At 71.7% G+C, this 13,696-nt stretch carries 14 protein-coding genes and 1 riboswitch; of the genes, 13 read left to right on the forward strand and 1 reads right to left on the reverse strand.

Annotated features, from left to right (window positions below):
• Window positions 1-66 precede the first annotated feature (66 nt).
• From ACGFMP_RS25690 to ACGFMP_RS25715, 6 genes are all read left to right on the forward strand, one after another.
• Complete coding sequence (locus ACGFMP_RS25690) at window positions 67-393, forward strand: DUF2469 domain-containing protein (RefSeq protein ID WP_033173060.1); 327 nt, start codon at window positions 67-69, stop codon at window positions 391-393.
• Between the two features lie 202 nt (window positions 394-595).
• Window positions 596-958, forward strand: a complete 363-nt coding sequence (locus tag ACGFMP_RS25695; RefSeq protein ID WP_393675338.1) for a YraN family protein — start codon at window positions 596-598, stop codon at window positions 956-958.
• Window positions 958-2,595, forward strand: coding sequence for a YifB family Mg chelatase-like AAA ATPase (locus tag ACGFMP_RS25700; RefSeq protein ID WP_393675339.1), 1,638 nt, complete (start codon window positions 958-960; stop codon window positions 2,593-2,595). Before ACGFMP_RS25695 ends, ACGFMP_RS25700 begins: the two co-directional genes overlap by 1 nt.
• The gene (gene dprA, locus ACGFMP_RS25705; protein ID WP_393675340.1) at window positions 2,595-3,839 is read left to right on the forward strand and encodes a DNA-processing protein DprA; all 1,245 of its coding nucleotides are present in this window, start codon (window positions 2,595-2,597) and stop codon (window positions 3,837-3,839) included. The genes ACGFMP_RS25700 and dprA overlap by 1 nt, the downstream gene beginning before the upstream one ends.
• A gap of 283 nt (window positions 3,840-4,122) precedes the next feature.
• Window positions 4,123-4,959, forward strand: a complete 837-nt coding sequence (gene whiG / locus ACGFMP_RS25710; protein ID WP_393675341.1) for an RNA polymerase sigma factor WhiG — start codon at window positions 4,123-4,125, stop codon at window positions 4,957-4,959.
• 30 nt (window positions 4,960-4,989) lie between these two features.
• On the forward strand, window positions 4,990-5,571 hold the full coding sequence (locus ACGFMP_RS25715) for a TetR/AcrR family transcriptional regulator (protein ID WP_393675342.1): 582 nt from the start codon (window positions 4,990-4,992) through the stop codon (window positions 5,569-5,571).
• A gap of 68 nt (window positions 5,572-5,639) precedes the next feature.
• Here the strand turns inward: ACGFMP_RS25715 and ACGFMP_RS25720 are convergent, their stop codons facing one another.
• A complete protein-coding gene (locus ACGFMP_RS25720; protein WP_393675343.1) occupies window positions 5,640-6,308 on the reverse strand; it encodes a murein hydrolase activator EnvC family protein in 669 nt (222 codons plus the stop codon).
• A 265-nt stretch (window positions 6,309-6,573) separates the two neighbouring features.
• Between ACGFMP_RS25720 and rpsB the strand changes: the two genes are divergently transcribed.
• From rpsB to ACGFMP_RS25755, 7 genes are all read left to right on the forward strand, one after another.
• Complete coding sequence (gene rpsB / locus ACGFMP_RS25725) at window positions 6,574-7,500, forward strand: 30S ribosomal protein S2 (RefSeq protein ID WP_393675344.1); 927 nt, start codon at window positions 6,574-6,576, stop codon at window positions 7,498-7,500.
• Between the two features lie 111 nt (window positions 7,501-7,611).
• Window positions 7,612-8,448: a translation elongation factor Ts gene (gene tsf, locus ACGFMP_RS25730; protein WP_393675345.1), complete on the forward strand. Its 837-nt coding sequence runs from the start codon at window positions 7,612-7,614 to the stop codon at window positions 8,446-8,448.
• A gap of 188 nt (window positions 8,449-8,636) precedes the next feature.
• Entirely contained in the window at window positions 8,637-9,416 is a 780-nt protein-coding gene (gene pyrH / locus ACGFMP_RS25735) for a UMP kinase (protein ID WP_393675346.1), read from the forward strand.
• A gap of 114 nt (window positions 9,417-9,530) precedes the next feature.
• The gene (gene frr / locus ACGFMP_RS25740; protein WP_393675415.1) at window positions 9,531-10,088 is read left to right on the forward strand and encodes a ribosome recycling factor; all 558 of its coding nucleotides are present in this window, start codon (window positions 9,531-9,533) and stop codon (window positions 10,086-10,088) included.
• Between the two features lie 76 nt (window positions 10,089-10,164).
• Window positions 10,165-11,163 carry a phosphatidate cytidylyltransferase gene (locus ACGFMP_RS25745; protein WP_393675347.1) on the forward strand — a complete coding sequence of 333 codons (999 nt, stop codon included), beginning with the start codon at window positions 10,165-10,167 and terminating at the stop codon, window positions 11,161-11,163.
• Between the two features lie 54 nt (window positions 11,164-11,217).
• Window positions 11,218-12,339 carry a 23S rRNA (adenine(2503)-C(2))-methyltransferase RlmN gene (gene rlmN / locus ACGFMP_RS25750; protein WP_393675348.1) on the forward strand — a complete coding sequence of 374 codons (1,122 nt, stop codon included), beginning with the start codon at window positions 11,218-11,220 and terminating at the stop codon, window positions 12,337-12,339.
• A gap of 77 nt (window positions 12,340-12,416) precedes the next feature.
• Window positions 12,417-12,546: riboswitch (TPP riboswitch) on the forward strand.
• A complete protein-coding gene (locus ACGFMP_RS25755; protein WP_393675349.1) occupies window positions 12,540-13,649 on the forward strand; it encodes a thiamine ABC transporter substrate binding subunit in 1,110 nt (369 codons plus the stop codon). (Overlaps the previous riboswitch by 7 nt.)
• Window positions 13,650-13,696 lie beyond the last annotated feature (47 nt).

The raw sequence follows: 13,696 nt of genomic DNA on the forward strand, positions 1-13,696 counted from the left end.
AGTTCCGCGCGGTCGTGAGACGGTGTGACGCACAATGGGGGAACGCACGGCTGAAGGGGACACACGATGAGCGCCGAGGACCTCGAAAAGTACGAGACCGAGATGGAGCTGAAGCTCTACAGGGAGTACCGCGACGTCGTCGGCCTGTTCAAGTACGTGATCGAGACGGAACGGCGCTTCTACCTCACCAATGACTACGAGATGCAGGTGCACTCGGTACAGGGCGAGGTGTTCTTCGAGGTCTCGATGGCTGACGCCTGGGTCTGGGACATGTACAGGCCGGCCCGCTTCGTGAAACAGGTACGGGTGCTCACGTTCAAGGACGTGAATATCGAGGAGCTCAACAAGGCGGACCTTGATCTGCCGTCGGACGACTCCGGGTTCAACAGCTGAGGTCGGGCCAGGCGGGACCGGCTCGGGGGTGTTCGGGCGGGCTGCGGCAGTTTCGTGGCGGGCTTGCGGGCGGTTCGCGGTGGGCTTGCGGCCGGTTCGCGGGCGGTGCGCTGCCGGTCGCGGGAAGTTATCCACAGGCTTGAGAGCAAGATCATCTTGGGCGGGCCCACCTCTGTCACAGTGAGTGACGGAGGTGGTACTCATGAACGCACGTGGTGCGCTGGGGCGGTACGGCGAGGATGTCGCGGTCCGCGCCCTTCAGGCGGCGGGCCTGACCGTGGTGGGCCGCAACTGGCGGCATGGGCGCCGGGGTGAGATCGACATCCTGGCGACCGAGGGCGACGCCCTGGTGGTGTGCGAGGTCAAGACCCGGCGGGCCGGGTCCTTCCAGCAGCCGATGGAGGCGCTGCCCCCGGCGAAGCTGGACCGGCTGCGGGCGCTGGCCGAGCAGTGGACGGCGGAGCAGGGCGGGGCGCCGCCGGGCGGGGTGCGGATCGACCTGGTGGGCGTGGTGCTGCCCGCCCGCGGCGCCCCGTCGGTCGAGCATGTGCGGGGGGTGGCGTGATGGGCTTCGCCCGTACGTGCTCGGTCGCGCTGGTCGGAGTCGAGGGCGTGGTCGTCGAGGTCCAGGCCGATCTGGAACCCGGCCTCGCCGCCTTCACCCTGGTCGGCCTGCCCGACAAGAGCCTGATCGAGAGCCGGGACCGGGTGCGCGCCGCGATCGTGAACAGCGGTGAGACCTGGCCGCAGAAGAAGCTCACCGTCGGCCTCAGCCCGGCGTCGGTGCCCAAGGGCGGCTCCGGGTTCGATTTGGCGGTGGCCTGTGCGGTGCTCGCCGCCAACGAGCGGATCGCCCCCAGATCCATCGCCGACCTGATGATGATCGGCGAGCTGGGCCTCGACGGCCGGGTGCGCCCGGTGCGGGGAGTGCTGCCCGCGGTGCTCGCGGCCGCCGACGCCGGATACCGCCATGTCGTGGTCCCGGAACGCACCACGGCGGAGGCGTCGCTCGTGCCGGACGTCGCGGTGCTCGGCGTGCGCAGCCTGCGCCAGCTGGTGGCGGTGCTCAACGGCGAGCCGGTCCCCGACGAGGAGGACGAGGGGCCGTACCGCGAGGGCCGGCCCGATCCGATGCTGGCAGGCCTGGCCGTGCCCGGCGGCGGGATGGGTTCCGGCCTGGCCACCAGCCTGGGCGGCGGCGCGTCGGGAGGCCCGGCGGCGGGGCCCGACCTGGCCGACGTGGCGGGGCAGTCCGCCGCGCGACTGGCCCTCGAGGTCGCCGCGGCCGGCGCCCACCACCTCTACCTCAAGGGCCCGCCGGGCGCGGGCAAGACCATGCTGGCCGAGCGGCTGCCCGGCATCCTGCCCGCGCTGAGCCGGCAGGAGTCGCTGGAGGTCACCGCCGTCCACTCGGTCGCCGGCATCCTTCCCGCGGGCCGCCCGCTGGTGGGGACGCCGCCCTTCTGCGCACCGCACCACTCGGCCACCATGCCGTCCCTGGTCGGCGGTGGGAGCGGGCTGCCGCGGCCCGGAGCGGTCTCGCTCGCCCACCGCGGGGTGCTCTTTCTCGATGAAGCGCCAGAATTCACCGTGAAAGCCCTGGAAGCGCTGCGGCAGCCGCTGGAGTCCGGGCATGTGGTGGTCGCCCGCTCGGCCGGCGTGATGCGGCTGCCGGCCCGCTTCATGCTGGTGCTCGCGGCGAACCCGTGCCCCTGCGGGCGCTATTCGCTGCTGGGCGCGGGCTGCGAGTGCTCGCCCACGGCGGTACGGCGCTACCAGGCCAGGCTGTCAGGGCCGCTGCTCGACCGGGTGGATCTGCGGGTGGAGGTCGAGGCGGTCAGCCGATCCGAGCTGCTCGGCCGCGGCCCGGGGGAGAGCAGCGCCGTGGTCGCCGCCCGGGTGCTGGAGGCCAGGGAGCGGGCCACCGCCCGATATGCCGACACCCCGTGGCGGGCCAACGGCGACATCCCCGGCCATGAGCTGCGCATCCGCTGGCCCGTCGCCCCCGGGGCCATGCACCCGGCGGAGCGGGACATGGAGCGGGGTCTGCTCACCGCCAGGGGCCTGGACCGGGTGCTGCGGGTCGCCTGGACACTCGCCGACCTGGCCGGGCACCCCCGCCCCGACGCCGAGGACGTCAGGACCGCCCTGCAGCTGCGCACCGGGGTCGGCCGAGTCGCGGCACCGGCGGGGAGCCGGTGATGCCGGCGCGGGCACAGGAGCCGGACTGCGTGGCGGAGGCGATGCGCCGCGTGTACGAGGGCGGGGGAGGCGAGGGGCCGGCCGCCGAGGGGCTCGGGCAGTGCACCGGATGGCGGGAGCGGCTGGCCAGGGCGGCGCTGACCCGGATCGCCGACCCGGGTGACGAGGTGATGGGGCGGGCGGTGCGGGACCGCGGGGCACCGGACGTGTTGCGGGACGCGCGCGGCGGCCGGCCGCTGCCGGGGGCGAGCCCGCGGCGGACGGCGGGCTATGCCCGGCGGGCCGTCCGCGCCGACCCGGTGGCCGACCTGGCCGCCGCCCACCGGGCAGGGGCGCGCTTCGTCTGCCCGGGGGACGGTGACTGGCCCGGTCAGCTCGACGACCTGGGACCGCAGCGCCCCTACGGGCTGTGGGTGCGCGGGCGCCCGTCGCTGCGGCTGTGGGCGCTGCGCTCGGTCGCGGTGGTCGGCGCCAGGGCCTGCACGGACTACGGGGCGCATATGGCGGCCGGGCTCGGCGCGGGGCTGGCCGAGGCCGGCTGGGTGGTGGTCTCCGGGGCGGCTTACGGGGTGGACGGCGTGGTGCACCGCAGCGCCCTGGCGGCGGGTGGCGCCACCATCGGGGTGGTGGCGAGCGGGGTGGACGTGGCGTATCCGCCGGGCAACGCGGAGTTGATCGGGCAGATCGCAGAATGCGGCCTGCTGGTCGGCGAGCTGCCGCCCGGCGACCACCCCACCAGAAGCCGCTTCGTGCTGCGGAACCGGGTGATCGCCGCCCTGACCCGCGGCACAGTGGTGGTCGAGGCCCGCTACCGCAGCGGTTCGCTGATCACGGCGCGCCGGGCCGCGGCACTCGGCCGGGTCACCATGGGAGTGCCGGGGCCCTGCACCAGCGGCCTGTCCGAGGGCGTGCACGAACTCCTGCGCGGGGGCGCGGCGATGGTGACCGACGCGGCAGAAGTCGTGGAACTCGTCGGCGAGATCGGCGCCGACCTCGCCCCGCAGCGGCGCGGCCCGGTGCTGCCCCGCGATGTGCTCGGACCCGCGGCGTCCAGGGTGCTCGAAGCGCTGCCGGGCCGGGGCTTCGCCGACGAGCGGCAGATCGCCGACGCTGCCGGGTCCACCTGCGACGACACGCTGAGCAGGCTCTACGAATTGCAGGCCCTCGGCTTCGTCGAACGGCTGGACGGGAGGTGGCAGTTGGTCCGTACCGCACGGGACGACCGCGCGCGGCACCGCGGTTGACGTGGCCGGTACACCATCAGGTGACAGTGGAAGCCCGTGACCTGGGGTGATCGCAGGACGCGGAGTCCGGGTCCCGGCGGCGCCCCATCATGGCTCGATGCGGACGTTCGGCGGCCCCCACGCCCGGACCCCGCGGTCGGCCCCGCGATCACGCACCCGTAGAGGAACGTATCTGCGCATGTCCCATACGGATGATGTAGCAATAAGCGACACTATGGTCACGCTACGCTCTCGGAGGCTCGATTTCCCGTCCATGTCACGGCAGAACGGCGCACAACGACGCATGCCCCAGTACACCCCCGGGTCCGAACGGGCGACGGCCGCGACCACCGCCCCCGCCTCCGCGCGGCCCGCCCCACCCACAGCTCTCGACGCGCTGTGGCGGACCTACAAGTCCACGGGGGACGCCCGGCTGCGCGAGCAGTTGATCCTGCACTACTCGCCGCTGGTGAAATACGTGGCAGGCCGGGTCAGCGTGGGACTTCCGGCCAACGTCGAGCAGGCGGACTTCGTGTCGTCCGGAGTGTTCGGGCTGATCGACGCGATCGAGAAGTTCGACCCGGACCGGGCGATCAAGTTCGAGACCTACGCCATCACCAGGATCCGCGGCGCCATGATCGACGAACTGCGCGCCCTCGACTGGATCCCGCGCTCGGTGCGGCAGAAGGCGCGGGCGGTGGAGCGCGCCTACGCGACCCTGGAGGCCAAGCTCCGCCGCACCCCCAGCGAGCCGGAGGTGGCCGCCGAGATGGGCGTCGGCCTGGAGGAACTGCACGGCGTCTTCAGCGCGCTGTCGCTGGCCAACGTGGTCGCCCTTGAGGAGTTGCTGCACGTCGGTGCGGACAGCGGCGACCGGCTCAGCCTGGTCGACACCCTCGAGGACACCGGGGCCGACAACCCGGTCGAGGTCGCCGAGGACCGCGAGCTGCGCCGGCTGCTCGCCCGGGCCGTCAACACCCTGCCCGAGCGGGAGAAGACCGTCGTCACCCTCTACTACTACGAGGGCCTGACGCTGGCCGAAATCGGCCAGGTACTGGGCGTCACGGAGAGCAGGGTCAGCCAGATCCACACCAAGTCGGTGCTTCAACTGCGGGCAAAGCTCGCCGACGTCGGCAGGTGACCGCACCGCCGCACTGTCTACAGTGGTGTGATGCCCAGGATTCGAGCGGCCTCGGTGGCCGAACACCGCACGATGCAGCGCCGGGCCCTGCTGGACGCCGCCCGCGCACTGCTCTCCGAGGGCGGCACGGAGGCACTGACCTTCCCGGCCCTGGCCGAGCGCACCGGTCTGGCCCGCTCGTCGGTCTACGAGTACTTCCGCTCACGGGCCGCGGTGGTCGAGGAGCTGTGCGCGGTCGACTTCCCGGTCTGGGCCGCCGAGGTCGAAGCCGCGATGGAGACGGCCGGCAGCGCGGAGGGGCGGATCGAGGCGTACGTCCGCAGCCAGCTGACCCTGGTCGGGGACCGCAGGCACCGCGCCGTCGCGGCGATCTCCGCGGGCGAGCTGGACTCCGGCGCACGGGAGAAGATCCGCGCCGCGCACGGCGGCCTGATCGCCATGGTGGTCGCCGCCCTGTCCGACCTCGGCCACGACGAGCCGCGGCTGACCGCCATGCTGCTCCAGGGCGTGGTCGACGCGGCCGTCCGCAGGATCGAACTGGGCGCCGCGGAGGATCCCGAGCGGATCACCAGGGCCGCGATAACCATGGCCCTGCACGGCGTCACCGGCTGACTCCGGCCTCCTCCTCTCCTCTCCTCTCCTCTCCTCGCCTCCGCCGCCCCCCTGCGTGCGCGCCCGCCTCACGCGGGCGCCGCGACCCCGTGGACCGGCAGCAGCCGGGACGGGCCCGAACGGCGCATCCAGGCGGGCAGCAGCGACAGCGGATCCAGGTAGACGTCGCCGTCCGGCCCCGAGCGCAGCAGCCCCCAGTGCAGGCAGTCCCCTGGGCAGTGCGCGAGCCCGCCCTCCAGCAGGCCGACCTGCTGTCCTGCCGCCACCCGGGCGCCGACCGGCACCGACGCCCGCACCGGCTCGTAGCTGATCCGCAGGCTCGGGCCGATCCGCAGCACCAGCACGCCCGTGCCGCCCACCTGCCCGGCGAAGACCACCTCACCGGGCGCCGCCGCGCGCACCGCAGCCCCCGGGCCCGCCCGCAGGTCGACCCCGCGATGCCCGGCCCCCCACTGCGTCGCGGGTGGGTCGAAGGTGCGCAGCACCATCGGCCGCCCCCGCGGCCCCGGCCCCGACACCGGCCAGCTCCGCCCGCCCGCGGGAGCGGAGGTCCCCGACCCGTCCCCGGCCCCCGACCGGGCCCCGGTCCCCGACCCGGGCGCCGCGGCACCCCCGTCGTCGCGTGCGGCGGCGGTCGGGGCGCCCCCGTCCGCGCGGGTGCTGCCTGCCGGGGCGCCTCCGTCCGCTCCGGCCAGCAGCGCCGCGACCACCGTCAACCACACCACCGTGAATGCCATGACACGACGATCCCGCATTCCGCGGCCAAGAGATGATCATGGTCGCGGCCTGTGGATAACTCGGGTGTCGCCGGTGGCTCCGCCGGTCCCGTACACTTTCTCTGGCGATCCGGGTCACCGGATCGACTTCGCACGCCCCGCCACCCACTCCCTTCACCGGGACGGTGGCCGCGCCCCTCGGTCCCTCGTGGCACGGCGCGTCGGGGCGTCAGGCGCGACCGCCGTCCGGCGGCCGCGATAACCGAGCACATCAAGGAGTACGGCCATGGCCGTCGTCACGATGCGGGAGCTGCTCGAGAGCGGCGTCCACTTCGGGCACCAGACCCGTCGCTGGAACCCGAAGATGAAGCGCTTCATCTTCACCGAGCGCAATGGCATCTACATCATCGACCTGCTCCAGTCGCTGTCGTACATCGACCGTGCCTACGAGTTCGTCAAGGAGACCGTCGCGCACGGCGGCTCCATCATGTTCGTGGGTACGAAGAAGCAGGCGCAGGAGGCCATCGCCGAGCAGGCCTCGCGCGTCGGCATGCCCTACGTCAACCAGCGCTGGCTGGGCGGCATGCTCACCAACTTCTCGACCGTCTACAAGCGCCTCCAGCGTCTCAAGGAGCTCGAGGAGATCGACTTCGGCGATGTGGCCGCCTCCGGCCTCACCAAGAAGGAGCTCCTCGTCCTCTCCCGTGAGAAGGACAAGCTGGAGAAGACCCTCGGCGGCATCCGCGAGATGCAGAAGGTCCCCAGCGCGGTGTGGATCGTCGACACCAAGAAGGAGCACATCGCCGTCGGTGAGGCGCGCAAGCTCCGCATCCCGGTGGTCGCGATCCTCGACACCAACTGCGACCCCGACGAGGTCGACTACAAGATCCCGGGCAACGACGACGCGATCCGCTCCGTCACGCTGCTCACCCGCGTGATCGCCGACGCCGTCGCCGAGGGCCTCATCTCCCGCTCCGGTGCCGCGCTGAGCGACAAGAAGGCCGAGGGCGCCCCGGCGGAGCCGCTGGCCGAGTGGGAGCGCGACCTGCTCGAAGGCGAGAAGAAGGCCGACGACGCGACCGAGGCCCCCGCTGCCGAGGCTCCGGCCGCGACCGAGGCCCCTGCGGCCGACGCCCCCGCGACCGAGGCTCCGGCCGAGGACGCCCCGGCCGACGCCGCTCCGGCCGCCGAGGGCGACGCCGAGCAGGCCTGACCTGAGGCCGGCGGCCCGTCGCCGCCGGCACCACGCGTGACGACGGCGGGGGCGCATGCCCCCGCCGTCCACCCGTGGATCCACCGACCATTCGGGAAGAGACTCAAACCCATGGCGAACTTCACCGCCGCTGACGTCAAGAAGCTCCGCGAGCTGACCGCCGCGGGCATGATGGACTGCAAGAACGCCCTTGTGGAGGCCGAAGGCGACCTGGACAAGGCCGTCGAGATCCTTCGGGTCAAGGGCCAGAAGGGTGTCACCAAGCGCGAGGGCCGCTCGGCCTCCAACGGCGCCGTGGTGTCCCTGATCGCCGACGACAACTCCGAGGGCGTCCTCGTCGAGCTGAAGTGCGAGACCGACTTCGTCGCCAAGGGCGACAAGTTCGTCGCCGTCGCCGACGCCGTCGCCACCCACGTGGCGAGCACCAAGCCGGCCGACATCGAGGTGCTGCTCGGCTCCGAGATCAAGCCCGGCCAGACCGTGCAGGCCTTCGTCGACGAGGCGAACGCCACCCTCGGCGAGAAGATCGTGCTGGACCGCTTCGCCCAGTTCGCCGGCGGCTACGTGGCCTCCTACCTGCACCGCACCAGCCCGGACCTGCCCCCGCAGGTCGGCGTGCTGGTCGAGCTGGACAAGGCCGACGCCCAGACCGCCAAGGACGTCGCCCAGCACATCGCCGCCTTCGCGCCGAAGTACCTGACCCGCGACGAGATCGACGCCGAGACCGTCGAGAACGAGCGCCGGGTCGCCGAGGCCACCGCCCGCGAGGAGGGCAAGCCCGACGCCGCCCTGCCGCGTATCGTCGAGGGCCGGGTGAACGGCTTCTTCAAGGAGAACGTCGTCCTCGAGCAGGCCTTCGCCAAGGACGCCAAGAAGTCCGTCCAGAAGGTGCTGGACGAGGCCGGTGTGAAGCTGGTGCGCTTCGCCCGCTTCCGCGTCGGCGTCTGACCGGGACGGCCAGTCCTGACCGGTACCGGGTGCCACCGGGCAGCGGATGACCGGCGGCCCCGCTAGGGTCGTATGCGGTCGGCCGCCCGCCGGCCGGCCGCAGATGTGACAAGGAGGCCATTGCCGTACCGGGAACCCACAAGGACCCACGGCAATGGCCTCCTTTGTACGTGCACGAGGAGACCTCCATGAACGAAGGCGCCGAACAGGCCCCGACCACCGTGTCCGCCGCCGGCAGCGGCGGCCCGAGCCGCCGCTTCCTGCTCAAGCTGTCCGGCGAGGCATTCGCCGGCGGCGGCGGCCTCGGTGTCGACCCCGATGTCGTGCACGCCATCGCCCGCGAGGTCGCCGCGGTCGTCGCCGACGGCTACGAGATCGCTCTCGTCGTCGGCGGCGGCAACTTCTTCCGGGGCGCGGAACTGCAGCAGCGCGGCATGGACCGGGCCCGCTCCGACTACATGGGCATGCTCGGCACCGTGATGAACTGCCTGGCCCTCCAGGACTTCCTGGAGAAGGAGGGCGTCGAGACCCGGGTGCAGACGGCGATCACCATGGGCCAGGTCGCAGAGCCGTACATCCCGCTGCGGGCCGTACGGCACCTGGAGAAGGGCCGTGTGGTGATCTTCGGCGCGGGTATGGGCATGCCGTACTTCTCCACCGACACCACCGCCGCGCAGCGCGCGCTGGAGATCGACGCCGCCGCGATGCTGATGGGCAAGAACGGCGTGGACGGGGTCTACGACGCCGACCCCAAGCTGAATCCGGGGGCGGTCAAGTTCGACGCGCTGGAGTACGGCGAGGTCATCGCCCGCGACCTGCGGGTCGCCGACCTCACCGCGATCACCCTGTGCCAGGACAACAAGCTGCCGATCCTGGTGTTCGAGCTGCTCGCCGAGGGCAACATCGCACGGGCGGTCAAGGGTGAGAAGATCGGCACACTGGTCAACACCCACGGCACCCGGGACTAGCCACAAGCCGCCACGGGGGATGGACAACACGCTGCCGGTCGGACACCGTGCAGGACAGACGCACGCAGGGGCCGCGCCTCCAGGGCTCCGCCTTCTGAATACCAGGAGCACATGGTGATTGAAGAAACCCTCCTCGAAGCCGAGGAGAAGATGGAGAAGGCTGTCGCCGTCGCCAAGGACGACTTCGCGGCGATCCGTACCGGCCGTGCGCACCCGGCGATGTTCAACAAGATCGTGGCCGAGTACTACGGCACCATCACGCCGATCAACCAGCTCGCCTCGTTCGCGGTGCCCGAGCCGCGGATGGCGGTGATCACCCCCTTCGACAACAGCAGCCTGCGCAACATCGAAGAGGCGATCCGCAACTCCGACCTCGGCGTCAACCCGAGCAACGACGGACGTATCATCCGGGTGGTCTTCCCGCAGCTCACCGAGGAGCGCAGGCGGGAGTACATCAAGGTCGCCAAGACCAAGGGCGAGGACGCCAAGATCTCCATCCGCAGCATCCGCCGCAAGGCGAAGGAGACCCTGGACAAGTTCGTCAAGGACGGCGACACCGGGGAGGACGAGGTGCGCCGCGCGGAGAAGGAGCTGGACGACACCACGACGAAGTACGTCGCCCAGGTCGACGAACTGCTCAAGCACAAGGAAGCGGAGCTGCTGGAGGTCTGACCTCCCGTCCCGCATCCCGCCGCCCGACCCCTTTCCCGGCCCTCATGCCCCCGACGACGACGCGAGGCGAAGCTCAGTGAACGACTCTTCCTGGGGCGCTTCGCCGCGCGCCGGTCACTGGGGAGCGCCCGAGGACACGGTCACCGCCACGGCGGGTTCCGCCGTGGAAAACGGGGGAGGAGGGAAGACTCCTCCTATGCCACCGCCACCCCCGGCCTCGGCGCCCCAGCCGCCGGCGCAGCCGCCCGCCCCCGCGAAGAAGTCCGCAGGGCGGAACCTGCGGGCCGCGATAGGGGTCGGGGTCGGGCTCGGCGTGGTCGTCGTCGCGGCGCTCTTCATCGTCAAGGCGGTCTTCGTCGGCGTCGTCGTGGCCGCCGTGGTCGTCGGCGTCTGGGAACTGACCTCGCGGCTCGCCGAGCGCAAGGGCATCCACGTCCCGCTGGTCCCGCTCGCGGTCGGCGGCGCGGCGATGGTGGTCGCCGGTTACCTGCGCGGCGCCGACGGCGCCTGGGTGGCGATGGCGCTGACGTCGCTTGCCATCCTGGTCTGGCGGATGACAGAGCCTCCGCACGACTACCTCAAGGACGTCACGGCAGGCGTCTTCGCCGCCTTCTACGTGCCCTTCCTCGCCACCTTCGTGACGATGATGCTCGCCGCGGACGACGGCCCCCGCCGCGTGCTGGTCTTCCTGCTGCTCACCGTGGTCAGCGACACCGGCGCCTACGCCGTCGGCTGGCGCTTCGGCCGCCGCAAGCTCGCCCCGCGCATCAGCCCCGGCAAGACCCGCGAGGGCCTGCTCGGCGCCATCGCCTTCGCCATGGTGGCCGGCGCCCTGCTGATGCAGTACTTCATCGATGACGGCCGCTGGTGGCAGGGACTGCTGCTGGGCCTGGCCGCCGCCGTCAGCGCCACCCTCGGCGACCTCGGCGAGTCCATGATCAAGCGGGACCTCGACATCAAGGACATGGGCACGCTGCTGCCCGGCCACGGCGGCATCATGGACCGCCTCGACAGCCTCCTGCCGACGGCCCCTGTGGTCTGGCTGCTGTTGGTCGCCTTCGTCGGCAAGGGCTGAGCCCACCCTCGACCGGTGAACCCTTCCTCCGGAGGGTGAGACACTGGACGAATCATGCCTGCACCCGGAGAACTGACTTTCGCCGTGCCGCGCGGGGCCAAGAAGCCCCCGCGGCATCTTGCCGACCTCTCGCCCGCCGAACGACGTGAGGCGGTGGCCGCGCTCGGGGAGAAGCCGTTCCGGGCCAAGCAGCTGTCGCAGCACTACTTCGCGCGGTTCGCCGACGACCCCGCCGCCTGGACGGACATACCTGCGGCGGCCCGCGGCAAGCTCGCGGAGGACCTGCTGCCCGAGCTGATGACCGTGGTCCGGCACGCCTCGTGCGACGACGGCGACACCCGCAAGACGCTCTGGAAGCTCTTCGACGGCACGCTCGTCGAGTCGGTCCTGATGCGCTATCCGGACCGGGTGACGATGTGCATCTCGTCACAGGCCGGCTGCGGCATGAACTGCCCGTTCTGCGCCACCGGACAGGCCGGGCTGGACCGCAACCTGTCGACCGCGGAGATCGTGCACCAGATCGTCGCCGGCATGAGGTCGCTGCGCGACGGGGAGGTTCCCGGGGCCGCGGGCCCGGGCGGGCCGTCCCGGCTGTCGAACATCGTCTTCATGGGCATGGGCGAGCCGCTGGCGAACTACAAGCGGGTGGTCGGCGCGATCCGCCGGCTCACCGACCCCGAGCCTGACGGCCTCGGGCTGTCGCAGCGCGGCATCACCGTGTCCACGGTGGGCCTGGTGCCCGCGATGTACCGCTTCGCGGACGAGGGCTTCAAGTGCCGCCTCGCGGTCTCCCTGCACGCCCCCGACGACGAGCTGCGCGACACCCTGGTGCCGGTCAACACCCGCTGGAAGGTCCGCGAGGTGCTGGACGCGGCCTGGCACTACGCCGAGGTCTCAGGGCGCCGGATCTCCATCGAGTACGCGCTGATCCGCGACGTGAACGACCAGGCGTGGCGGGCCGACCGGCTGGGCAGGATGCTGAAGAACCACCGGGTGCACGTCAACCTGATCCCGCTCAACCCGACGCCCGGCTCCAAGTGGACGGCCTCCAGGCCGGAGGACGAGCGCGCTTTCGTCGCCGCGCTCGAAGCGCACGGAGTGCCGGTGACCGTGCGCGACACCCGTGGCCAGGAGATCGAGGGCGCCTGCGGGCAGCTCGCGGCCGCTTCGCGCTGACCTGCTGCTATCGTACGGTCGGCGACCTGCGGGGCACACCGGCCCAGGGCGTGACGACCGTTCGGTCGTACAAAAGAACATTCCGACAGGGGAGCGCCTGCGACGGCGCTGAGAGTGCGGCGAGGGATCCGATCGTGGGGTCCCAGGCCGCAGACCCTCCCACCTGATCCGGGTCATACCGGCGTAGGGAGTCATCGCAGATGAGAACCACACCTCGGCGTGCCGTCGGCGCGCTGGTCCTGGCCACCGCCGCGGCGACCGTACTGTCCGCCTGCGGCAGCGACTCCAAGGCGAAGGACACGGCGGGCTCCGGGTCCACCGGGAGCGGTTCCAAGACCGTCACCCTGGTCAGCCACGACTCCTTCGCGGCCTCCAAGTCCGTGCTGGCCGAGTTCACCAAGGAGACCGGCTACACGGTCAAGGTGCTGCGCGGCGGTGACGCCGGCGCGGCCGTCAACCAGGCCATCCTCACCAAGGACCACCCGCGCGGTGACGTCTTCTTCGGCGTCGACAACACCCTGCTGTCCCGGGCGCTCGACAACGGCCTCTTCACCCCGTACGCGGCCAAGGACCTCGCGCAGGTGCCGGCCGATGTGCAGCTCGACGCCGCCCGGCACCGCGTCACCCCGATCGACTCCGGCGACGTGTGCGTCAACTACGACCGGGCCTACTTCACCGCGCACCACCTGGCCCCGCCGCAGACCTTCGCCGACCTGGTCAAGCCGGCGTACAAGAACCTGCTCGTCACCGAGAACGTCTCGACGTCCTCGCCGGGCCTCGCCTTCCTGCTGGGCAGCGCCGCGACCTACGGCGACGACGGCTGGCAGGCGTACTGGAAGCAGCTCAAGAGCAACGGCGTCGAGGTCGTCGACAGCTGGGAGCAGGCCTACGACGACCGCTTCTCCGGTTCCTCCGCCGGCAAGCAGGCCAAGGGCGACCGCCCGCTGGTGGTCTCCTACGCCTCCAGCCCGCCCGCCGAGGTCGTCGGCGTCACCCCCGAGCCCGCCCAGTCACCCGTCGGGGTGGCCACCGGCACCTGCTTCCGGCAGATCGAGTTCGCCGGACTGCTGCACGGCGCGAAGAACACCGCGGGCGGCAAGGCGCTGATCGACTTCATGCTGGGCAAGACCTTCCAGCAGGACATGCCGCTGCAGATGTACGTCGACCCGGTGCGCAAGGACGCGGTCGAGCCGCCGGTGTTCGTCAAGTACGGGGCGAAGATCGACCACCCCGCCACACTGGCGCCTGACAAGATCGCCGCCAAGCGCGACGACTGGGTCGGCGCGTGGAATTCGATCGTCCTGAAGTGAGCGCACGGTGAGCACGCTGCGGACGGCGTACGACCGCGGGGCCGGCG

The sequence above is a fragment of the Streptomyces sp. NPDC049040 genome, from assembly GCF_043197715.1.
Lineage (GTDB): Bacteria > Actinomycetota > Actinomycetes > Streptomycetales > Streptomycetaceae > Actinacidiphila.

Coding starts and splice junctions, on each gene's coding strand:
- ACGFMP_RS25690 (WP_033173060.1), top strand. CDS start 67: ATGAGCGCCGAGGACCTCGAAAAGTACGAGACCGAGATGGAGCTGAAG.
- ACGFMP_RS25695 (WP_393675338.1), top strand. CDS start 596: ATGAACGCACGTGGTGCGCTGGGGCGGTACGGCGAGGATGTCGCGGTC.
- ACGFMP_RS25700 (WP_393675339.1), top strand. CDS start 958: ATGGGCTTCGCCCGTACGTGCTCGGTCGCGCTGGTCGGAGTCGAGGGC.
- dprA (WP_393675340.1), top strand. CDS start 2,595: ATGCCGGCGCGGGCACAGGAGCCGGACTGCGTGGCGGAGGCGATGCGC.
- whiG (WP_393675341.1), top strand. CDS start 4,123: ATGCCCCAGTACACCCCCGGGTCCGAACGGGCGACGGCCGCGACCACC.
- ACGFMP_RS25715 (WP_393675342.1), top strand. CDS start 4,990: ATGCCCAGGATTCGAGCGGCCTCGGTGGCCGAACACCGCACGATGCAG.
- ACGFMP_RS25720 (WP_393675343.1), bottom strand. CDS start 6,308: ATGGCATTCACGGTGGTGTGGTTGACGGTGGTCGCGGCGCTGCTGGCC.
- rpsB (WP_393675344.1), top strand. CDS start 6,574: ATGGCCGTCGTCACGATGCGGGAGCTGCTCGAGAGCGGCGTCCACTTC.
- tsf (WP_393675345.1), top strand. CDS start 7,612: ATGGCGAACTTCACCGCCGCTGACGTCAAGAAGCTCCGCGAGCTGACC.
- pyrH (WP_393675346.1), top strand. CDS start 8,637: ATGAACGAAGGCGCCGAACAGGCCCCGACCACCGTGTCCGCCGCCGGC.
- rlmN (WP_393675348.1), top strand. CDS start 11,218: ATGCCTGCACCCGGAGAACTGACTTTCGCCGTGCCGCGCGGGGCCAAG.
- ACGFMP_RS25755 (WP_393675349.1), top strand. CDS start 12,540: ATGAGAACCACACCTCGGCGTGCCGTCGGCGCGCTGGTCCTGGCCACC.